This window comes from Streptoalloteichus hindustanus, from assembly GCF_900129375.1.
GTDB classification, from domain to species: Bacteria; Actinomycetota; Actinomycetes; order Mycobacteriales; family Pseudonocardiaceae; genus Streptoalloteichus; species Streptoalloteichus hindustanus.
The window spans coordinates 44828-65027 of sequence record NZ_FQVN01000006.1 but is presented as its reverse complement, the minus strand read 5'-3'; the positions used below and the strand labels follow the sequence as shown (position 1 = coordinate 65027).

General features: G+C 72.8%; 19 protein-coding genes. 7 read left to right on the top strand and 12 right to left on the bottom strand.

Going from position 1 to position 20200, the window contains the following annotated elements:
* Window positions 1–4 precede the first annotated feature (4 nt).
* Together BUE43_RS19065 and BUE43_RS19060 are read right to left on the bottom strand one after the other, a co-directional pair.
* Window positions 5–1552, bottom strand: a complete 1548-nt coding sequence (locus BUE43_RS19065) for a succinic semialdehyde dehydrogenase (RefSeq protein WP_234995799.1) — start codon at window positions 1550–1552, stop codon at window positions 5–7.
* Window positions 1553–1734: 182 nt separating this feature from the next.
* Window positions 1735–2508, bottom strand: coding sequence for an enoyl-CoA hydratase-related protein (locus BUE43_RS19060; protein ID WP_073485137.1), 774 nt, complete (start codon window positions 2506–2508; stop codon window positions 1735–1737).
* 64 nt (window positions 2509–2572) lie between these two features.
* Here BUE43_RS19060 and BUE43_RS19055 point away from each other — a divergent pair, with 64 nt between their 5' ends.
* Entirely contained in the window at window positions 2573–3217 is a 645-nt protein-coding gene (locus BUE43_RS19055) for a LysE family translocator (protein ID WP_073485134.1), read from the top strand.
* A 185-nt stretch (window positions 3218–3402) separates the two neighbouring features.
* Here BUE43_RS19055 and BUE43_RS19050 read toward each other — a convergent pair whose 3' ends face one another.
* On the bottom strand, window positions 3403–4269 hold the full coding sequence (locus BUE43_RS19050) for a helix-turn-helix domain-containing protein (protein WP_073485132.1): 867 nt from the start codon (window positions 4267–4269) through the stop codon (window positions 3403–3405).
* Between the two features lie 684 nt (window positions 4270–4953).
* Between BUE43_RS19050 and BUE43_RS19045 the strand changes: the two genes are divergently transcribed.
* Complete coding sequence (locus tag BUE43_RS19045) at window positions 4954–6300, top strand: helix-turn-helix domain-containing protein (protein ID WP_083959834.1); 1347 nt, start codon at window positions 4954–4956, stop codon at window positions 6298–6300.
* A 7-nt stretch (window positions 6301–6307) separates the two neighbouring features.
* Here the strand turns inward: BUE43_RS19045 and BUE43_RS19040 are convergent, their stop codons facing one another.
* Window positions 6308–7261, bottom strand: a complete 954-nt coding sequence (locus BUE43_RS19040) for a GlxA family transcriptional regulator (protein WP_073485130.1) — start codon at window positions 7259–7261, stop codon at window positions 6308–6310.
* A gap of 72 nt (window positions 7262–7333) precedes the next feature.
* Between BUE43_RS19040 and BUE43_RS19035 the strand changes: the two genes are divergently transcribed.
* Both BUE43_RS19035 and BUE43_RS19030 read left to right on the top strand, forming a co-directional pair.
* Window positions 7334–7900: a cysteine hydrolase family protein gene (locus BUE43_RS19035; protein WP_073485128.1), complete on the top strand. Its 567-nt coding sequence runs from the start codon at window positions 7334–7336 to the stop codon at window positions 7898–7900.
* A 26-nt stretch (window positions 7901–7926) separates the two neighbouring features.
* Window positions 7927–8439 (top strand): DinB family protein, encoded by a 513-nt coding sequence (locus tag BUE43_RS19030; protein WP_073485126.1) that lies wholly within the window; start codon window positions 7927–7929, stop codon window positions 8437–8439.
* Window positions 8440–8535: 96 nt separating this feature from the next.
* Here BUE43_RS19030 and BUE43_RS19025 read toward each other — a convergent pair whose 3' ends face one another.
* The 3 genes from BUE43_RS19025 to BUE43_RS19015 all read right to left on the bottom strand — a co-directional run bounded on the left by BUE43_RS19025 (window position 8536) and on the right by BUE43_RS19015 (window position 12335).
* Window positions 8536–10557 carry a protein meaA gene (locus BUE43_RS19025; RefSeq protein ID WP_073485124.1) on the bottom strand — a complete coding sequence of 674 codons (2022 nt, stop codon included), beginning with the start codon at window positions 10555–10557 and terminating at the stop codon, window positions 8536–8538.
* Between the two features lie 247 nt (window positions 10558–10804).
* Complete coding sequence (gene murA / locus BUE43_RS19020) at window positions 10805–12085, bottom strand: UDP-N-acetylglucosamine 1-carboxyvinyltransferase (protein ID WP_073485122.1); 1281 nt, start codon at window positions 12083–12085, stop codon at window positions 10805–10807.
* Window positions 12086–12128: 43 nt separating this feature from the next.
* Window positions 12129–12335, bottom strand: a complete 207-nt coding sequence (locus BUE43_RS19015; RefSeq protein ID WP_073485120.1) for a hypothetical protein — start codon at window positions 12333–12335, stop codon at window positions 12129–12131.
* A gap of 83 nt (window positions 12336–12418) precedes the next feature.
* On the opposite strand from BUE43_RS19015, the gene BUE43_RS19010 reads away from it, so the two are divergent.
* Complete coding sequence (locus tag BUE43_RS19010; RefSeq protein WP_073485118.1) at window positions 12419–12991, top strand: cob(I)yrinic acid a,c-diamide adenosyltransferase; 573 nt, start codon at window positions 12419–12421, stop codon at window positions 12989–12991.
* 252 nt (window positions 12992–13243) lie between these two features.
* On the opposite strand, the gene BUE43_RS19005 is transcribed toward BUE43_RS19010, so the two are convergent.
* Together BUE43_RS19005 and BUE43_RS19000 are read right to left on the bottom strand one after the other, a co-directional pair.
* The gene (locus BUE43_RS19005; RefSeq protein WP_073485116.1) at window positions 13244–13675 is read right to left on the bottom strand and encodes a DUF2550 domain-containing protein; all 432 of its coding nucleotides are present in this window, start codon (window positions 13673–13675) and stop codon (window positions 13244–13246) included.
* Between the two features lie 22 nt (window positions 13676–13697).
* Window positions 13698–14063, bottom strand: coding sequence for a F0F1 ATP synthase subunit epsilon (locus tag BUE43_RS19000; RefSeq protein ID WP_073486025.1), 366 nt, complete (start codon window positions 14061–14063; stop codon window positions 13698–13700).
* Between the two features lie 121 nt (window positions 14064–14184).
* On the opposite strand from BUE43_RS19000, the gene BUE43_RS18995 reads away from it, so the two are divergent.
* Window positions 14185–14712: a SigE family RNA polymerase sigma factor gene (locus BUE43_RS18995; RefSeq protein ID WP_327083463.1), complete on the top strand. Its 528-nt coding sequence runs from the start codon at window positions 14185–14187 to the stop codon at window positions 14710–14712.
* A 4-nt stretch (window positions 14713–14716) separates the two neighbouring features.
* Window positions 14717–16078 carry a hypothetical protein gene (locus BUE43_RS18990; protein ID WP_073485114.1) on the top strand — a complete coding sequence of 454 codons (1362 nt, stop codon included), beginning with the start codon at window positions 14717–14719 and terminating at the stop codon, window positions 16076–16078.
* A gap of 90 nt (window positions 16079–16168) precedes the next feature.
* Here the strand turns inward: BUE43_RS18990 and atpD are convergent, their stop codons facing one another.
* From atpD to atpA, 3 genes are read right to left on the bottom strand one after another with little or no spacing between them, the layout of a single operon-like run.
* Entirely contained in the window at window positions 16169–17596 is a 1428-nt protein-coding gene (atpD, locus tag BUE43_RS18985) for a F0F1 ATP synthase subunit beta (protein ID WP_073485112.1), read from the bottom strand.
* A gap of 1 nt (window position 17597) precedes the next feature.
* Complete coding sequence (locus BUE43_RS18980) at window positions 17598–18530, bottom strand: F0F1 ATP synthase subunit gamma (RefSeq protein WP_073485109.1); 933 nt, start codon at window positions 18528–18530, stop codon at window positions 17598–17600.
* An 8-nt stretch (window positions 18531–18538) separates the two neighbouring features.
* Window positions 18539–20185 carry a F0F1 ATP synthase subunit alpha gene (atpA, locus tag BUE43_RS18975; protein WP_073485107.1) on the bottom strand — a complete coding sequence of 549 codons (1647 nt, stop codon included), beginning with the start codon at window positions 20183–20185 and terminating at the stop codon, window positions 18539–18541.
* Window positions 20186–20200: the final 15 nt, after the last annotated feature.

Here is a 20200-nt window from a genome sequence, read left to right as displayed (position 1 = left end):
CCGGTCACGCCCTGCCGATCCGGCGGAGGGCCCGCAACATCAGGGTGTAGCCCCTGGCCAGGAGGGGGTAGCTCACCCCGGGCGGACGGCCCAGTCCCATCACGTGCTGCGTCACGACGGCCTGCGCCTCGGTGAACCGGAGGAGGCCGTCCGCGCCGTGCCGGCGACCCACCCCGGAGGCTCCCACACCGCCCATCGGCACGTCCACACTGCCGTAGCTGGCGGCGTAACCCTCGTTGACGTTGACCGACCCCGCGCGCAGCCGGGCCGCGACGCGGGCGCCCCGGCACCGGTCCCGGCTCCACACGCTGGCGTTCAGCCCGTACGGCGTGGCGTTGGCGGCGGCGACCGCCTCCTCCAGGTGGTCGAAGGGGTGGATCGCGACCACGGGGCCGAAGGTCTCGTCCGCGAAGCACGCCATGTCCGGCGTCACGTCGGCGAGCACGGTCGGCTCGAAGAAGTACGGGCCGAGGTCGGGCCGGTGCCGACCCCCGGCGAGGACCCGCGCTCCCTTGTCGACGGCGTCGTCCACGTGCGCCCGGACCGCGTCGAGCTGCCGCTGGGACACCAGCGAGCCCATGTCCACCGACCAGTCCGTGCCGGGGGCGAGCCGCATCGCGCGGACCCGGCGCAGGAACGCCGCGACGAACACGTCGTGGACGCGCCGGTCCACGTAGATCCGTTCGATCGAGACGCAGAGCTGGCCGGCGGAGGAGAAGCAGGCCCGCACCGCGCCCTCGGCCGCCCGGTTCACGTCGGCGTCGTCGAGCACGAGCATCGCGTTCTTGCCGCCCAGTTCGAGCGAACAGCCGACCAGGCGCTCGCCGGCCCGTCGGCCGACGGTGCGCCCGGTGCGGGTCGAGCCGGTGAAGCAGACGTAGTCGGCGCTGTCGACGACCGCGCCGCCGACGGTCGGCCCGTCGCCGAGCACCACCTGCCACAGCCCCTCGGGCAGGCCGGCCTCGTGCAGCAGGTCGACGCAGCGGAGCACGGCGAGCGCGCCCTGGTTGTCCGGCTTGTGCACCAGCGCGTTGCCGGCGACGAGCGCGGCCAGACCGTCCGAGACGCCCAGCGCCACCGGGTAGTTCCACGGCGAGACCAGGCCGACGACGCCCTTGGGGTGGCGCAGTTCCCGCGCGGAGGTGAGCCCGGGGATCACCCCGCCCCGCCGGCGGCGGGCCAGCAGCCCGGGGGCGCGCCGGCCGTAGTAGCGGGCGTTGATCGCCGCGATGGCGATCTCCTCGTAGGCGTGCCACCGGGCCTTGCCGGTCTCCAGCTGGAGCAGGTCCAGGATCTCGTCCTGGCACCGCAGCACCAGGTCGTGGAACCGGAGCAGCACCGCCGCGCGGTCCCGGACCGGGACGTCCGCCCAGGCGCGCTGGGCCTCGGCCGCGCGCCCGAGGGCGGTGGCCACGTCCTCCGGCGTGGACTGGGGCAGGTCGGTGAACGGCCGACCGGTGAACGGCGCGACGGCGGGCTCGCTGGCGCCGCTGGCGACCACCCGGCGCAGCAGGTGGCGTGCCCGGTCAGCCGGGAGGTTCGTCTCGTCCATCCGCGCGCTCCGTTCGCCGGTGCCGACCATTTCCGTTAACGCTTCGTTCCGTTAAGGGATTGTGCCGGCGCGGCGGGGTTCGCGGGAGCCCCGGAACCGGGCGGCCGGTCCGGTTGGCGATCCCGATCGGCGTTCCCGCTCGGCGAGGGCGGGCGGCAACGGCGCGCGGCGCGGGCGCGCTGCTAGTCGGGCCAGACCGGGGGCCGCTTCTCCAGGAACGCCGTCATGCCCTCCTTGGCCGCCGGCGACTGCGAGGTCGCCGCCATGACCTGGACCGCGATCTCGTAGGCGTCGGTTTCCGGCCGGTCGAGCTGCGAGTAGAGCGTGGCCTTGCCCATCGCCTTGCTGTCCCGGCTGCCCCTGGTGGCGCGGGCGAGCAACTCGTCCACCGCGGTGTCCAGCCCGGCGTCCGGGACGACCCGGTTCACCAGTCCCCACTCGCCCGCCGTCGCGGCGTCGACGACGTCGCCGGTCAACGCCATCTCCATCAGCCGCTTGCGCCCGATCGCCCGTGCCACCGGCACCGCCGGGGTGTGGCAGAACCAGCCGCCCTTGCCGCCGGGCAGGGCGAAACCGGCGGACTCGGCGGCGACCGCGAGGTCGCAGGAGGCCACGAGCTGACAGCCGGCCGCGGTGGCCAGGCCGTGCACCCTCGCGACGACGACCTGGGGCGCGAACTGGATGGCGCGCATCAGATCGGTGCAGAGCGCGAGCAGTTCCCGCACCTCGTCGGCGTTCCTGGCGACCACGTCGGCGAAGTCGTGGCCGGCGGAGAAGACCGGGCCGTTGCCGGCCAGCACCACGCCGCTGGCGTCGGTCGCGGCGATCTCCTCGAACGCCGCCCGCAACTCGGTGAGCATCGCGGCCGACAACGCGTTGCGCCGCTCCGGCCGGTTCATGGTGACCCGCACGACGCCGGCCTCGCGGGAGACGAGAATGTGCTGGTAGTCGCTCACCGTCGCGACGGTACGCCCCTTGTGCGGCCCTTGTCTGGCGCCGAAAAGCTCTTAGCATGGCTAAATGCCCGAACTGATCCTCCCCTTCCTGCTCGTCGTCGCCGTCCTCACCGTCACGCCCGGACCGGACTGGGCGATCGTGCTGCGCAACGGGATGCGCGGCGGGGCGAGCCTCGCCTGGTGGACCGGACTCGGTTGCTGCACGGGCATCGCGGCGCACGCCGCCGCGGCGGTCCTCGGGCTCTCCGCGCTGCTCGCCGCCTCGGCCACCGCCTACACGGTGGTGAAACTGGCGGGCGCGGCCTACCTCGTCTACCTCGGGGTGACCGCGCTCTGGCACGCCAGGCGCGGGATCGGGGCCGGTTCCGCGCCAGCGCCGGAGGTCGCGGCGGAGGCGGGCGAGCCGGTCACGCGCGGGGCGGCGTTCCGCCAGGGAGTGCTGAACAACCTGCTCAACCCCAAGATCGCGCTGTTGTTCCTCACCCTGCTGCCGCAGTTCGTCGCGGCCGACGAGCCGCGCGCGACGACCTCGGCCGTGCTCGCGGTGGTGTTCCTGGTCAGCGCCGTCCTGTGGTGGCGGGTCTTCTCGTTCGCGGTCGGCGCGCTGGGCCGCGCCCTCACCCGCGACCGGGTGCGGCTCACCCTGGAGCGCCTGACCGGCGGCGTGCTGGTCGCCCTCGGCGTGCGGGTGGCGCTCGACCAGTCCTGAGCACGCGCTCCCTCCCCAGTGGTTTCCCCGCTCGGCGGCCGGGACGGAAGATCTCCCGCACCGGGCCTGGCGTGGGTCGCGACGCAGATCCCCTTACAGCGCAAGGGTTCCGCGTCAGGCGGGATGTCGCGGGATCAACCAGGACCGAGACACCGGGCCTCGACCGCGACGACCTCGCTCCCCTCCTACCCGATCCCGGCGGCGATCTCCGTGATCATCTTGACCGACGCGTCCCGGTCCAGCGCGAACTCCTGCAGGCCGGCGAAGTTGAGCGTGTAGCCCGAAACGATCTCCACGTCCTCCATGTAGGAGCCCTGCGCGAGGCTCTCCAGGTACACGACGTCGTCGTAGTGGTCCTGGTCGAAGGACAGGACGTCGAAGGTGGAGCCCATCGCCGGGTAGGCGCCCACGCCGAACGGGATGACCTGGATCAGGACGTTGGGCATCTCGGAGAGGTCGACCAACCGGCGGAGCTGCCCGCGCGCCACCTCGGGGCCGCCCACCACCTGGCGCAACGCCGCCTCGCTGATCACCGCCTCCACCCGGATGGGCCGGTCGCCGTGCAACCGCTTCTGCCGCGTCATGCGCACGGCGGCCCGCTGCCGCGCCGTCTCCTCCGTGACCCGGGGGAGGTCCACCACGGCGAGCGCGATGGCGTACTCCTCGGTCTGGAGCAGCCCGGGTATCAGGTCGGCCTTGTACGACCGCAGCAGCGACGCCTCGGACTCCAGCTCGACGAAGTCCTGTGCCGCCTCGACCAGCGCGTACGGCCCGATCTCGGCCCACCAGCCCCGCTGCTGGGCGCTCTGCGTGGTGAGGAACAGGGCGTCGCGCTCGTCCTCGGGAATCCGGTAGACCAGCCCGAGCGCGAGCACGTCGACCGGGTTGATGGGCTGGGTCGCGTTCTCCAACCGGCTCAGCTTCGCCTGTGACCAGCCGAGGCTGCGCGCGACCTCCAGCCCCCTGCCCTTCATGCCGGCGCGCTCGCGCCACTGCCGCAGAACCCGACCGACCCGGCGCAACCGCACACTGGCCCTGAACGCCTCCGCCACGGCAACTCCTCGACCTGAACGACGGTGGTGGTGGCCGGAAGCCTACGGATTTCGGCCTAGTCGATCTCTCCCTCGATCGGCTGAACACCGAAACTTGCGACGATGATTCGCTTGCATGCCACGGCGGACAGGGCCGAAGGTCAGCCCGGCTCGCGGACGAGCCCTCCGGAGCCCGGATCTCGTGTGGCTCTCCGTTTCCCCACGCGACCCCGGGCTCCGGGGCCGGTCGACGCCGAGGCGGCCCACACCCTCGACGTCGGCCCGGGCCGGGGCGCCGTCGCTCCCCCGCGCAGCGGCGCCCCGGCCCACCCACCTGCCCTGGCCCTCACCTGAATTCCCCTGGCACCACCGCGTTTCGCGTCGCTCTGACCGAGGAGGCGACGGAAAACCTCGGTACCACACGGAGGTCCCGGCCCGCCTGCGACAGAAAGCGGACAGAATCCCACGGGCCAGCTTCCCACCTGCGTCCATTGTGGATGTTCACTGTGGACAGACCGAGATGACGGGCAACCGCCCATGTCCCGGTCGCGGGAACGCCGAGCCAGGCCCCCGGCTCGCAGGGCGGCGGAGCAGCCGGTTCGGGCGCGGGGGACAGCCCCCACACCCGAGGGGGCGGGACAAGAGCACAATTGACCCAGCGAGACATGCGCGGAGGGACACCAGAGCGAGTCAGGGGGGCCTACGGTGACCGAGTCCGTGGAGGCGGTCGTCCCGCACCACCCGGTGGTCGGCGTCGTGGGGCCGGCCGACCTGGTCAAGCAGATCATCGAACTGGGGGCCGGCCTCACCCGCGGCCTGGCCGACTGGTGCCTGGCCGGCATCGCCTACACCGACGAGCACGACGTGGCGCACCGGCTGTCCCGGGCAACGGGCGAGATCGACGCGTGCCTGTTCGCCGGCCCGCTGCCCTACGACCTGGCGCGGCGGTCCGGCGTCGTCACCGTGCCCTCGACCTACATCCCGCTGTCCGGCGCGGCGCTCCACAGCACCCTGTTGCGCGCCACCCTGACCGACCGCTGCGACGTCAGCCGGGTCAGCGTGGACACGCTGTGCGAGGCCGAGATCACCGACGCCTACCAGGACATCGACGTGCCGGTCCGGGACGTGCACGTGATGGAGTACCGCGGCCCCGAGTCACCCGGCGAGTTCGTGGCCTTCCACGAGCGGCTCTGGCGCGAGGGCCGGACGACGCTGGCGGTCACCAGCGCGCAGGCCGTGGCGCACTGCCTCGCCGCCTCCGGCGTGCCGGTGCTGCTGATGCGCCCGACCACCGCGACCATCCGCGAGTCCCTGCGCGCGGCGGCCCTGCTGGGCGTCGACAGCCGGCTGGAGGAGACGCAGGTCGCGATCGGCATCGTGGAGCTGCCGCCGTCGGCCGTCGACGTGTCCGACCCGCACTGCCAGCACGACCGCCGACTGGCCGTGTACCGCGCCCTGTGGGAGGAGGCGCGCCGGGTGGGCGCGACGGTGGTGCCCAGGGACGAGGACAGCTACTACGTCGTGGCCACGCTCGGCGGCCTCGTCGCCGCGACCGAGGACTTCCGGGTGGCCCCGTTCGTCGAGCGGGTCCGCTGCGACCTGGGCCTGGACGTCGACCTGGGCATCGGGCTCGGCCGCACGGCGCGGGAGGCCGACGCCCACGCGCGGGCCGCGCTGGCCCACGGCCGGGCCGCCGGCGACGGCGGCAGCCACGTCGTCGGCCACGACGGGGAGGTCCTCCCGCTGCCGGCGCTCGCGTGCGCCGCGCCGCCCACGCAGGCCGAAGCCATGGCCAAAGCGATGTCCACTTTGGACCGCCTGGTCACCGCGCTGCGCGAGGCCGAGTCCTTCCCCGCTCCGCCGGTGGTCGACGCCGGCCGGGTCGCCGACCTGCTGGCGATCACGCCCAGGACGGCGCGCCGCCTGCTGCAGACCCTGGCGGAGATGGGCCTGGCCTGGCAGCTCCCGCCGGTGCGCACCGTGGGGCCCGGCCGGCCGCGTCAGCTCTACCGGCTGATGGTGGAGAAACTCGGCTCCCGGTCGGCGACCTGACGCCGGGTCAGGCGGCGGGCCGGAAGGTGCGGCGGTAGGCGGCGGGGCCGACGCCGAACTCGGCGCGCATCCGGCGCCGGAGGTTGGCCGCCGTGCCCAGGCCCGCCCGCCCGGCGATCCGCTCGACGGACAGGTCCGTCGTCTCCAGCAGCCGCTGCGCGTGCCGAAGTCGTTGCAGCAGAAGCCATCGGCCCGGCGTGCTGCCGGTCGCGGCGCGGAACGCCCGGTGGAACGTGCGCTCGCTCATCCCGCTGCGCGCGGCGAGGTCGGCGACCCCGATCGGCTCGTCGAGCCGCCGCACCGCCCAGTCCACAATGGACGCGATGTCCGGGCGATCCGGCCGGCGCGGCAGCGGCGCCTCCACGTACTGGTGCTGGCCGCCCTCGCGCACCGGGGGCGTGACCATCCGGCGCGCGAGGGCCGAGGCCACCTCGGTGCCCCACGCCTGGCGGACCAGGTGCAGGCACAGGTCCACCCCGCCGGCCACTCCCGCCGAGGTGAACACCCCGTCCGCCTCGGTGAACAGCACGTCGCGGCGGACCTCGACCCGGGGAGCCGCCCGCTCCAGCTCGTCGAGCAGCAGCCAGTGGGTGGTGGCGGGACGGCCGTCGAGCAGGCCCGCGGCCGCCACCGTGAACGCGCCGGAGCACAGCGACGCCACCACCGCGCCCCGCTCGTGCGCCGCCCGGAGCGCCGCCAGGACCGACGGGGGAACGGCCGCGTGCGGGTCCTCCCGCCCGGGAACCACGACCAGGTCGCAGTCGGCCAGCCCGTCCAGGCCGTGGGTGGCGCGCATCGCGCCGGCGGGGCTCAGGTCCACGCCGCGCCGGCCAGGAGCGCAGATCCGCAGCTCGAACACGCCCACCCCACTGGAGGTTCGATCGACGCCCCACACCTCGGTGGCCACGGCCACGTCGAACATCCGACTGCCGGGCAGCACCACCAGCCCCACGACCCGCATGGCGGGAAAGTACCGCAAGGCGCCGTTTCCGCCACTCCTCCGGCGGGCAGGGCGGCCGGCAGGCTCGACGCCATGACCAAGACCGCTCTGATCGTGATCGACGTCCAGCGGGGTTTCGAGTCCCCCACCCTCGGCCGGCGGAACAACCCCGACTGCGAGACCAACGTGCGCGCGTTGCTGGACGGCTGGCTGGACGCCGGCCAGCCGGTCGTGCTCGTGCGCCACGACTCGGTGTCCCCGGACTCGGTGCTGGCCCCCGGTCAGCCGGGCAACGCGTTCAAGCCCGAGCTGGACGGCGTCCGCCCCGACCTGCTGGTGCCCAAGAGCGTGCACTCGGCCTTCCACGGCGAGGTCGACCTGCACGCGTGGCTGACCCGGCACGGCATCCGCGACCTCGTGGTGTGCGGCATCCAGACCAACCGCTGCGTGGAGACGACCAGCCGGGTCGGCGGCGACCTCGGCTACCGCGTGCGCGTCGCGCTCGACGCCACCCACACCTTCGACGAGCAGGCGCCGGACGGCACGGTCGTGACCGCCGAGGAGTTCACCAGGGCGACCGCGACGAACCTGCACGGCCACTTCGCCGAGGTCACGACCACCGCCGCCGTGCTGGCCGCGCTCCAGGGCGCCGGTTCCTGACAGGGGCGCCGCCGATACTGGCGGCCATGACGGCTGACCGCCCCGCCCCGCCCTTCGAGGCCGACGAACGCGTGATGCTGGAGAGCTGGCTGGACTTCCACCGCGCCACGCTCGCGCTCAAGTGCGCCGGCCTCGACGAGGAACAGTTGCGGACCGCGTCCACTCCGCCCTCCCCGATCTCGCTGCTCGGCCTCGTCCGGCACATGGCGGAGGTGGAGCGGAACTGGTTCCGCCGGGTGCTGGCCGGTGAGCCGGCCGGCCAGATCTACCCGGACGACGGCGTCGACCGGAGCGGCTTCACCGGCGGCGCGGAGGCCGGCGCCGCCGAGGTGTTCGCCACCTGGGAGGCGGAGATCGCCCACGCCAGGGCCGTCGCCGCCGACCGCGACCTGACCGACACCGGGTGGCACGGGGACGGCGAGTCCGCCACCCCGGTCAGCCTGCGGTGGATCTACGTCCACATGATCGAGGAGTACGCCAGGCACAACGGCCACGCCGACCTGGTCCGGGAGCGGATCGACGGGGCCACCGGCGTCTGACCCACCACGCGGACCGCCCGTGGGTCCCCCCCAATGTTCGGCGCTGTTCGGCGCTGCTCGACGCTGTTCGGCGCCGCGCGGGGGACCCACGACGGGTCAGCGCGACAGGCCGTGGGCCTCGCGGACGACGTCGACGATCTCGGCCATGATCTCGGTCAGCGCGTAGTCCTTGGGCGTGAACACCCTGGCCACCCCGCGCTCGCGCAGCCGGACGGCGTCCTCCGGCGGGATGATGCCGCCGACGATCACCGGGACGTCCGCCGCGCCCGCCGCGCGCAGGCCGTCGACCACCGCCGGCACCACCTCCAGGTGCGACCCGGACAGCACCGACAGGCCCACGACGTGCACGCCCTCCTGCACCGCCGCCGCCACGATCTGCGCCGGGGTCAGCCGGATGCCCTGGTACACCACCTCGAACCCGACGTCGCGGGCGCGCACCGCCACCTGCTCGGCCCCGTTGGAGTGACCGTCGAGCCCGGGCTTGCCCACCAGCATCCGCAGCCGCTCGCCCAGCTCGTCGCCGGTCGCCCGCACCTTCTCCCGCACGCGGCCCAGCTCCGCCCCGGCCTCCCCGGCGGCGGCCGCCGCCGACACCCCGGTGGGCGCCCGGTACTCGCCGAACACCTCGCGCAGCGCGCCCGCCCACTCCCCGGTCGTCACCCCGGCCCTGGCGCAGGCCAACGTCGCCTCCATCAGGTTGGCGTCGGTCTTCGCCGCGTCCCGCAGCTCCCGCAGGGCGGCGTCGGCGGCGGCCGCGTCCCGCCCGTCCCGCCACCGCCGGACCGCCTCGACGGCCTGCCGCTCCACCGCCGGGTCCACGGTCTCGACCGCGTTGGCGCCCTCGGCCTGCAACGGGCTCGGCTCGGTGCTGGTGAACTGGTTGACGCCGACGACGACGTCCTCGCCCGCCTCCATCCGCCGGCGCCGCTCGGCCAGCGAGGCGACGAGCCGGGACTTCATGTACCCGCTCTCCACGGCGGCCACCGCGCCGCCCATGGCCTGCACCCGGTCGATCTCGGCCCGCGCCCCGGCCAGGATCTCGTCGACCTTCGCCCGGACCACGGGGGAGCCGTCGAAGAGGTCCTCGTACTCCAGCAGGTCCGTCTCGTAGGCCAGCACCTGCTGCATCCGCAGCGCCCACTGCTGGTCCCACGGCCGGGGCAGGCCGAGCGCCTCGTTCCAGGCCGGGAGCTGGATCGCCCGCGCGCGGGCGTTGCGGGACAACGACACCGCGAGCATCTCCAGCACGATGCGCTGGACGTTGTTCTCCGGCTGGGCCTCGGTCAGCCCCAGCGAGTTGACCTGCACCCCGTAGCGGAAGCGCCGGTGCTTCGGGTTCGCGATCCCGTACCGGTCGCGGGTGATCTCGTCCCAGAGCGCGGCGAAGGCCCGCATCTTGCACATCTCCTCGACGAACCGCACCCCGGCGTTGACGAAGAAGGAGATGCGCGCGACCACCTCGCCGCGCCGGTCCTCCGGCACCTGCCCCGAGCCGAACACCGCGTCCAGCACCGCGATCGCCGTGCACATCGCGTAGGCGACCTCCTGCGTCGGGGTCGCCCCCGCCTCCTGCAGGTGGTACGAGCAGATGTTGATCGGGTTCCACCGCGGGACGTGACGCACCGTCCAGGCGACCATGTCGGTGATCAGCCGCAGGCTCGGCCCCGGCGGGAAGACGTAGGTCCCCCGGGACAGGTACTCCTTGATGATGTCGTTCTGGGTGGTGCCGGCCAGCCCGGCCAGGGCCTCGGCCCGCCCGACCCCGCGCTCCGCGGCCTGCTCCTCCGCGACGGTCACGTAGAGCGCGAGCAGCCACATGGCCGTCGCGTTGATCGTCATCGAGGTGTTGGCCCCGTCCAGCGGGATGCCCTCGAAGAGGCGGCGCACGTCGCCGAGGTGGCCGACCGGCACCCCGACCTTGCCCACTTCGCCGCGGGCCAGCTCGTGGTCGGAGTCGTAGCCGGTCTGCGTCGGCAGGTCGAAGGCCACCGAGAGACCGGTCTGGCCCTTGGCCAGGTTCCGGCGGTACAGGGCGTTCGACGCGGCCGCGGAGGAGTGGCCGGCGTACGTCCGCATCACCCACGGACGGTCGCGCTCGCGGTCGGAGGGGTACGGCATGGCGACCTCCCGCTCACACTCCGGATGTGTGCGGCCAGCGTACTGACGAGTAACCTCACCGGAGCATGCTGTTGCTCACACTCGACAGGGTGCCGCCCAGAGGTGTGAACAGCGGACAGCCGGCCCGCCCACCAGGACGGACCGGCTGGCCCACTTCCCCGCTCCTGACGCGTTCGGCCAGGTCAGACCGGAGCGAACGCGGTACCTGGAACGCGGTGCTCAGAACGCGGTACTGGGAACGCCGTGCTCACCGGGCCGGTGGCGCGGCCACCCGCTGGACGTCAGCGCCCAACCGGTTCAGGTTCTCCACGAAGCACGGGTAGCCCCGGTCGATGTGGAAGACGTCCCACACCTCCGTCACGCCCTCGGCGCACAGCCCGGCCAGCACCAGGCCAGCGCCGGCCCGGATGTCCGAGGCCCACACCGGCGCGCTGGACAGCCGCTCCACCCCGCGGATCACCGCGTGGTGGCCGTCGGTCCGCGCGTCCGCGCCCAGCCGGACCATCTCCTCGATGAACCGGAACCGCGCCTCGAACACGTTCTCGGTGATCATCGAGACGCCGTCGGACACCGCGGCCAGCGCCACCGCGAACGGCTGCAGGTCGGTGGCGAAGCCCGGGTAGGGCAGCGTGACGAAGTCGACCGACCGCGGCCGGCCGCTCATCCGCACCCGGAAGCCCTGCTCGCCGGGCGCGTCCAGCAGGGTGACGTCCGCGCCGGCCAGCCGCAGCTTCTCCAGCACCAGGTCCAGGTGGTGCGGGTCGACGCCGCGCACCGTGATGTCGCCCCTGGTCATCGCCCCGGCCATCGCCCAGGTCGCGCCGACGATCCGGTCGCCGATCACCCGGTGCTGGGTGGGCCGCAGCGACGTGACGCCGTGCACCGTGAGCGTCGACGTGCCGGCGCCCTCGATCTTGGCGCCCATCTGCTGGAGCATCGTGCACAGGTCGACGATCTCCGGCTCGCGCGCGGCGTTGTCGATGACCGTCGTCCCGTCGGCCAGCACCGCGGCCATCAGGATGTTCTCGGTCGCGCCCACGCTGGGGAAGTCCAGCCAGATCTGCGCGCCGTGCAGCCCCTCGGCCTCGGCCACCACGCACCCGTGCTCGATCTCGCTGCGCGCCCCGAGCTGGCGCAGGCCGTTCTGGTGCATGTCCAGCGGGCGGGAGCCGATGGCGTCGCCGCCGGGCAGCGCCACCACCGCCCGCCGCAGCCGACCCACCAGCGGCCCCAGCACGCACACCGAGGCCCGCAGCTTGCTCATGGAGGCGAAGTCCGCGCGGTGGCTGAGCTCCGCGGGAGTGGTGATGGCGACCACGTCGTGCTCGACGGTCACCTCGCAGCCCAGATTCCGCAGGACGTCGGCCATCAGCGGCACGTCCAGGATCTCGGGGCAGTTGGTGAGTGTGGTCGTACCCTCGGCCAACAGCGCGGCGGCCATCAACTTCAGCACGCTGTTCTTCGCGCCGACGACCTCGACCTCACCGACGAGGCGCGCGCCGCCCTGTACCCGGAAGTGCTCGCTCACGACGAGTCATCGTATGCGCGCCGCGGAATCGGTTCCGCACCGGCTAGACCGGCGGCACGAAACCGGTCAGTCGGCCCTCCCCGCCGCACTGGGGGCACTCCAACGACCCGCTCAGGCTCATGCCGACGTCGTCGGTCACGGACAGCTTCGAGACAGTGATCTCGTGGTTGCCCTGACACGTCGGGCAGACGGTGTCCAGGCTGTGCACGGGGGCCGGACGTGCCGCGCCGCTGTCGGGAAGGTCGCTCATCACCCCCCAGCATGACACGGCTCGGCCGGTGCCCCGGTACGCGCGGCGACCACGCTCACACCCGGCGGGGCTACCCTGCGGCCATGGCCGTGCATCTGACCAAGATCTACACCCGCGTCGGCGACAACGGCACCACCGCCCTCGGCGACGGCAGCCGGGTCCGCAAGACCGATCCCCGCCTGGTCGCCTACGCCGACGTCGACGAGGCGAACTCGGCCATCGGCGTCGCGCTCGCGCTGGGCGGGCTGGCCGACGACGTGGCCACCGTGCTCCGGCGGGTGCAGAACGACCTGTTCGACGTGGGCGCCGACCTGTGCACGCCGATCGCGCCGGACCCCAAGTACCCGCCGCTGCGGGTCACCCAGGCCTACGTCGACCGACTGGAGGGCTGGTGCGACGAGTACAACGCCCGCCTGTCGAAGCTGAACTCGTTCATCCTGCCCGGCGGCACCCCCGGCGCCGCGCTGCTGCACCAGGCGCGCACGGTCACCCGCCGCGCGGAGCGCAACACCTGGGCGCTGCTGGAGGCCGACGAGGAGCGGACGAACGTCCTGACGGCGAAGTACCTGAACCGGCTCTCCGACCTGCTGTTCATCCTGGCCAGGGTCGCCAACCCGGACGGCGACGTGCTCTGGAAGCCGGCCGCCAACGCCTGAGAGGCGCCTTCCCCGGAAGACGCCTCCTCTGAAAGACGCCGCCCCCGAGGGACGACGAGCGCCCGCCCACCCGTCGCGCGACGACCGGGTGGGCTGCGACGGTCACGGAGGGCCGGTCCCGGCGTTGCGGCTCCGGAGCGGCGGCCCCGGGGCCGGGAAGGCAGAAGGCCCGGCTGGAAGGCCGGGCCTGAGGTGTTGTCGGAGGGCCGGGTCAGAGGGCCCCAGCGCCGCCCCAGGGGCCGCGGAGGGGCGTCAGGAGGCCCAGGGCACCTGGCGGCCGGGCGGGGCCGACTCCAGCCAGGACAGGAAGCCGGTGAGGGCGTCCGGCCCCATCGCCAGCTCGACCTCGTCGCCCGCGGCGCGACACGTCAGCACCGTGGAGCTGAGCGGCATGGCGTAGGTCTCGGTGCCGGTGGGCTCCCGCCGGGTGGCGATCTCCAGGCCGTCCCGGCGGATGATCCGGTCCGGGCCGGACCGGACGCTCAGGATGCGGTACCAGGCGAACTCGTCGCCGCGGTAGCGGCCGATCCCGAGGTGCCAGCCCCGGCCGGACTCGTCCAGCCGGGACCGCAGGGCCACGTCCACACCGCCCTGGCGGAGCAGGCGCAGCCGTCGCCAGGCGAGCAGGGCGAGCACGACAGCCGCCGCGAAGAGGACCACCCCGACGACTTCGGCGATCCACACGGCCCGGCCCGCCCGTGCCGGATCAGGCGGCGTGTCCGGCGGCCCGCAACCGTGCGATGGCTCGTGCTCGGGCCTCGTCGTCGCCGCGGTGCAGGTCCTCCTTGGCCTGCTCCACGTCGATCTCGTGGGCCAGCTCGGCGGCCTCGGCGAGCACGCTCACGCCCTCGCCGGTCACCGAGAGGAAGCCGCCGTGGACCGCGGCCGTGGTCACGTCGCCGTCGGCGCTGGTGATCCGCACGACGCCACCCTCCACGAGCTGGCCGAGCAGCGGCTCGTGCCCCGGGAGGATGCCGATCTCGCCCTCGGTGGTCTGGGCCACCACGGCCGTCGCCCTGCCGGACCACAGGCGGCGCTCGACGGCGACAAGCTGGACGGACATCTCGGCCACGCGCATCTCCTTCGTCGGTCCTCTCGCGCAGTCTAGACGGTGCCGTGACAACCCTGGCGGCCCTCCCGGTGTCCCGGAGGACGTCAGGTCACCGACCGGTGACGAACAACGAGCGACGGGGGTGGTGGTGGCCGACCGCGACGCCGACTTCAGCGACTTCGGCGACTTCGTCCGACACAGATCCCACGCACTGCTCCGCACCGCGTACCTGCTCTGCGGCGGAGACCGGCACGCGGCGGAGGACATGCTCCAGGAGGTCCTGGAACGCGTCTTCGCGCGCTGGAACCGCATCCGGGGGGACGTGGAGCCCTACGTCCGGGCGGCGCTGGCCAACGCGGCGGCCAACCGGTGGCGCCGCCGCGCCCGCCGGGTGCGCGAGGCCCCGCTGGACCTCGCCCCGGAACCGGCCGACCGCGGGCCGGAGGACTCGGTGGCCGACCGCGACCGCGTGGTCACCGCGCTCGCGCAGCTCCCGCCCCGCATGCGGGCCGTGCTGGTGCTGCGCTTCTTCGACGACCTGTCGGAGGCACAGACCGCCGCCGCGCTCGGCTGCGGCCTCGGAACCGTCAAGAGCCAGACCTCGCGCGGCCTGGCCCGGCTCCGGGAACTGCTCGGAGAACCACAACTCGTCACCCCAGGAAGGCGTTGAACCGTTGGACACCGAGCTGTTGAGCCGATCCCTGCGGGACGCGGCGTCCACTGTGGACGTCCGGCCCGGTTTCCCCGACGCGGTGCTGCGCGGCGCGCGCCGCCGGCGCGCCCGCCGACGCGTGCTGCTCGTCAGCGCCACCGCGGCGGTCACCACGATCGTCAGCGTCGGCGCGACCACGCTGTGGCCCGACGCGCACCCCTGGTCCACCACCACGGCCGCCGCCACCGACCACCGGCTCACCCAGCCCACCCGTGGCGACCTCGCCGACGACCAGGACTTCCTGTCGGCCGCCGTGCGGGCGTGGGAGGAGGGCCTGTCGCGGTCATGGAACCGGGACCGGGGCGTCTTCGACGACCGCAGGGGCGCCCCGCACGTGTACTGGGCGGGCGAGACGCCGGCGGGCCGGACCGCGGTCATCCTCCAGCGGGCGTTCCTCCACCCGCACGACAACCTCGCCCCCTCCGACGCCAACCGGGAGACCACCCTCGTCGGCCTCGTCGGCGTCGACCCGGTGGACGGCCGGCTGAAGCTCCTCGGGGACGACTTCCCGTCCAAGGGCCGCGACACGGCGGGCTTCCAGTTCGGACCCGAGGACCGCACCGTGCTCGTCCTGGACCGCGGCGCCCCGCTGTCCGTCTCGGGCAACCCAAGGTTCGAGACGAACCGGTCGGTGCGGGACTGGCAGCCCATGCGCTCCGAGGGCGGCGTCCAGATCGCGGAGCTCCCGCGCGGCACCAGGGCGGCGACGGTCGCCGTGGACGCCAAACCCGAGGCGAACGGGGAGAGCTTCGACACCCGGGTGCCCCTCCTGCGCTCGGGGAGCTACCTCGGCAGGGAGCCGAGAACGCAAGCCAGGGACAACAGCCTGGGCTGGCAGCGGTCCGGGGCGCTCTGGCTCGGGGACCCGCGGACGGGAAGGTCCACGGCCCAGGTCATGGAGGACTTCGAGAAGGCGTTGCGGCAGGCCCGGGCGTACGACCCGTACCCCAGTCAGCAGTCGGTGCCGCGCTGGCTCATCGTCGCCGGCGTCGACAACCGCACGTTCCTCATCGGCGAGCACCAGGCCGGCGACGAGCCCAGCCAGCTCTACGTCGTCACGCAGGACCTCGACGGCAAGGTCGAGGGCGTCCACCACCTCGGACCGACGGACCGCGGCGCCGACCTGCCGGTGCGGGTCCCGCTCCCCGACGGGCGGGGCTGGATCATCGCCAGGCTGGACGCCAGGCTGAGCTACTCCACGGACGAGCAGCAGTGGGCGCTGCTCGGTCGGGACGCCGGCATCGTGCTCGACCGGAGCCAGCGGATCGTCGTCGAGGTCCAGCCCACCAACGAGACGCCGCGACTGGCCTCCCTGAACCGCTAGCGACCGGCGCCCGCCGGCGGCGGGCACCCGAACGGCGAGGGCCGGGCTCCCTGATGGGAGCCCGGCCCTCGCGCCGTCCGGCCTACCAGCTCACTTGCCGGTGAGCTTCTTGTAGTTGGCCTCCAGGTCGTCGAGGCCACCGCACATGTAGAACGCCTGCTCGGGCATGTGGTCGAACTCGCCCTTGGCCAGCTTGTCGAACGCCTCGATCGTCTCCTTGATCGGGACGTTCGAGCCCGGCTGGCCGGTGAACTGCTCGGCCGCGTACATGTTCTGGGAGAGGAACCGCTCGATCCGGCGGGCCCGCTGCACCAGGACCTTGTCCTCCTCGGACAGCTCGTCCATGCCGAGGATGGCGATGATGTCCTGCAGGTCCTTGTACCGCTGGAGGATCCGCACGACCTCGCGGGCGACGCGGTAGTGCTCGTCGCCGATGATCGCCGGGTCCAGGATCCGGGACGACGAGGCCAGCGGGTCCACCGCCGGGAAGATGCCCTTGGAGAACACCGCGCGGGAGAGCTCGGTGGTGGCGTCCAGGTGGGCGAAGGTCGTCGCCGGGGCCGGGTCGGTGTAGTCGTCCGCCGGCACGTAGATCGCCTGCATCGAGGTGATCGAGCGACCGCGGGTCGAGGTGATCCGCTCCTGCAGCTCGCCCATCTCGTCGGCCAGCGTCGGCTGGTAACCCACGGCCGACGGCATCCGGCCCAGCAGGGTGGACACCTCGGAGCCGGCCTGGGTGAACCGGAAGATGTTGTCGATGAACAGCAGCACGTCCTGGTTCTGGACGTCGCGGAAGTACTCCGCCATGGTCAGCGCCGACAGCGCGACCCGCATCCGGGTGCCCGGCGGCTCGTCCATCTGACCGAACACCAGCGCGGTGTCCTTGAGGACGTTGGCCTCGTCCAGCTCCAGGATGAGGTCGTTGCCCTCACGGGTCCGCTCGCCAACGCCGGCGAACACCGAGGTGCCGCCGAAGTTCTTGGCGATACGGTTGATCATCTCCTGGATGAGCACCGTCTTGCCCACGCCGGCGCCGCCGAACAGGCCGATCTTGCCGCCGCGCACGTACGGCGTCAGCAGGTCGATGACCTTCAGACCGGTCTCCAGGACCTCGGTCCTGGGCTCCAGGTCGGCGAAGGACGGGGCCTTGCGGTGGATGCCCCAGCGCTCGGCGTCCGCGGCGTAGCCCGGCTGGTCCAGGCAGTCGCCCAGGGCGTTGAACACGTGGCCCTTGACGATGTCGCCCACCGGCACCGAGATCGGGTCACCGGTGTCGCGCACCTCGGTGCCGCGCACCAGGCCGTCGGTCGGCTGCATGGAGACCGCGCGGACCAGGTTGTCGCCCAGGTGCTGGGCGACCTCGAGGGTCAGGGTGCGGTCGACACCGGCGACCGACACGTCGACCTTCAGGGCGTTGAACAGCTCCGGCACCGCGTTGCGGGGGAACTCGACGTCCACGACCGGACCGATGACGCGCGCGACGCGCCCCGTGCCGGTCGCAGTGGCAGTTGCAGTCATGTCACTCATCACTTCCTGCGGCGGCCAGCGCGTCGGCGCCACCGACGATCTCGCTGATCTCCTGGGTGATCTGGGCCTGACGGGCCTGGTTGGCCTCGCGGGTGAGCGTGCGGATCAGCTCGTTGGCGTTGTCCGTCGCCGCCTTCATCGCCCGCTGCCGGTTGGCCAGCTCCGAGGCCGCCGACTCCAGCAGCGCGGCGAACAGCCGGGTCTTGACGTACTTCGGCAGCAGCGCGCCGAGCAGCGTGTCCGGGTCCGGCTCGAACTCGTACCCGGGCGGGGGCGTCGCGGGCTTCTCCTCGGAGTACTCGACCTCCAGGGGAGCGACCCGCTTGACCACCGGCGTCTGGGTGAGCATCGAGCGGAACTCGGTGTACACCACGTGCAGCTCGTCCACGCCGAACACGCCGTCGGCGCCGGGACCGGCGCCCTCGTCGTCCGCGCCGGCCAGGAACGCCTCGACCAGCGCGTCGCCGACCACCGAGGCGTCCGTGTAGTGCGGGATCTCGGAGAACCCGGTCCACGAGGCCGCGATCCGCCGCTGGCGGAACCCGTAGTACGCCACGCCCTTGCGGCCGACGACGTACAGCACCGGCTCCTTGCCCTGCTCCCTGAGCAGGGCCTGGAGCTCCTCGGCGGCGCGGATGACGTTGGCGTTGTAGCCACCGCACATGCCCTTGTCACTGGTGATCACCAGCACGCCGGCCCGCTTCGGCCGCTCCCGCTCCACCAGGAACGGGTGGTCCAGCCGGGCCGAACCGGCCAGGGCGGAGAGCACCCGGACGATCTCGTCGGCGTACGGCTTCGACGCCGCCGTCCGGGCCTGCGCCTTCGCCATGCGCGAGGTGGCGATCAGCTCGTAGGCACGAGTGATCTTCTTGGTCGACTGGACGGACCTGATCCGCCCTCGAAGGGCCCGAAGTTCAGCAGCCATGGCTCACGTCACTTCTTGGCCGGAGCCGGCTTGTGCACCTTCACCGACTCCTGGCCCACCTTGCCGGCCGCCATCGCCTCGGCCGCCGGCTCGTTGACCACGGAGGAGCCGTCCGACGCGGTGAACTGCCGCTTGAAGGCGACGATGGCCTCGGCCAGCCGCTCCTCGTTGTCGTCGGAGAGCTCCCTGGTCTCCCGGATCTCCTCCAGGATGCCCTTGTGGTTGCGCCGCAGGAAGTCCAGCAGCTCGCCCTCGAACCGGCGCACGTCCTCCGCCGGCACCGAGTCCAGGTGGCCCTTGGTGCCCGCGTAGATCGAGACGACCTGCTCCTGCACCGGGTACGGGTTGTACTGCGTCTGCTTGAGCAGCTCGACCAGGCGGGCGCCCCGCTCCAGCTGGGCCTTGGACGCGGCGTCCAGGTCGGAGGCGAAGGCGGCGAACGCCTCCAGCTCGCGGAACTGCGACAGGTCCAGCCGCAGCGAGCCCGCGACCTTCCGCATCGCCTTGACCTGCGCCGAGCCGCCGACCCGGGAGACCGAGATACCCACGTTCAGCGCGGGCCGCACACCCTGGTTGAACAGGTCGGACTCCAGGAAGCACTGGCCGTCGGTGATGGAGATGACGTTGGTCGGGATGTAGGCCGACACGTCGTTGGCCTTGGTCTCGATGATCGGCAGACCGGTCATCGAGCCGCCGCCCAGCTCCTTGGACAGCTTCGCGCAGCGCTCCAGCAGGCGGGAGTGCAGGTAGAAGACGTCGCCCGGGTACGCCTCGCGGCCCGGCGGACGACGCAGCAGCAGCGAGATGGCGCGGTAGGCCTCCGCCTGCTTGGTCAGGTCGTCGAAGATGATCAGGACGTGCTTGCCCTGGTACATCCAGTGCTGGCCGATGGCCGAGCCGGTGTAGGGCGCCAGCCACTTGAAGCCGGCCGGGTCGGAGGCCGGAGCCGCCACGATGGTGGTGTACTCCAGCGCGCCGGCGTCCTCCAGCGTCTTGCGCACCGCCGCGATGGTGGAGCCCTTCTGGCCCACCGCCACGTAGATGCAGCGCACCTGCTGGTTCGGGTCGCCGGTGTCCCAGGCGGCCTTCTGGTTCAGGATGGTGTCCACGCAGACCGTGGTCTTGCCGGTCTTGCGGTCACCGATGATCAGCTGCCGCTGGCCCCTGCCGATCGGCGTCATGGCGTCGATCGCCTTGATGCCGGTCTGCAGCGGCTCCTTCACCGGCTGCCGCTCCATCACGGTCGCGGCCTGCAGCTCGAGCACGCGCCGGTCGTCGGCGACGATCTCGCCGAGGCCGTCGATCGGCTGGCCGAGCGGGTTGACCACGCGGCCGAGGAAGCCGTCGCCCACCGGGACGGACAGCACCTGCCCGGTCCGCTTGACCTCCTGGCCCTCCTCGATCGTCTCGTAGTTGCCGAGGATGACCGCGCCGATCTCGCGCACGTCGAGGTTCAGCGCGACGCCGAGGACGCCGCCCGGGAACTCGAGCAGCTCGTTGGTCATCGCCGAGGGCAGGCCCTCGACATAGGCGATGCCGTCACCGGAGTAGGTGACAACGCCGACCTCTTCCCGGCTGACCTCCGGGGAGTAGCTGGAGACGTAGTTCTCGATCGCACTGCGGATCTCGTCCGACGAGATCGTCAGCTCCGCCATGTCGTTCCTGCTCTC

Bases quoted from the DNA above. Each gene is read 5' to 3' on its own strand.
- BUE43_RS19035 (WP_073485128.1), top strand. From the start codon at position 7,334: ATGACCAAGACCGCTCTGATCGTGATCGACGTCCAGCGGGGTTTCGAG.
- BUE43_RS19055 (WP_073485134.1), top strand. From the start codon at position 2,573: ATGCCCGAACTGATCCTCCCCTTCCTGCTCGTCGTCGCCGTCCTCACC.
- BUE43_RS19010 (WP_073485118.1), top strand. From the start codon at position 12,419: ATGGCCGTGCATCTGACCAAGATCTACACCCGCGTCGGCGACAACGGC.
- BUE43_RS18980 (WP_073485109.1), bottom strand. From the start codon at position 18,530: ATGGCTGCTGAACTTCGGGCCCTTCGAGGGCGGATCAGGTCCGTCCAG.
- BUE43_RS19040 (WP_073485130.1), bottom strand. From the start codon at position 7,261: ATGCGGGTCGTGGGGCTGGTGGTGCTGCCCGGCAGTCGGATGTTCGAC.
- BUE43_RS19030 (WP_073485126.1), top strand. From the start codon at position 7,927: ATGACGGCTGACCGCCCCGCCCCGCCCTTCGAGGCCGACGAACGCGTG.
- atpD (WP_073485112.1), bottom strand. From the start codon at position 17,596: ATGACTGCAACTGCCACTGCGACCGGCACGGGGCGCGTCGCGCGCGTC.
- atpA (WP_073485107.1), bottom strand. From the start codon at position 20,185: ATGGCGGAGCTGACGATCTCGTCGGACGAGATCCGCAGTGCGATCGAG.
- BUE43_RS19015 (WP_073485120.1), bottom strand. From the start codon at position 12,335: ATGAGCGACCTTCCCGACAGCGGCGCGGCACGTCCGGCCCCCGTGCAC.
- BUE43_RS19025 (WP_073485124.1), bottom strand. From the start codon at position 10,557: ATGCCGTACCCCTCCGACCGCGAGCGCGACCGTCCGTGGGTGATGCGG.
- BUE43_RS19065 (WP_234995799.1), bottom strand. From the start codon at position 1,552: ATGGACGAGACGAACCTCCCGGCTGACCGGGCACGCCACCTGCTGCGC.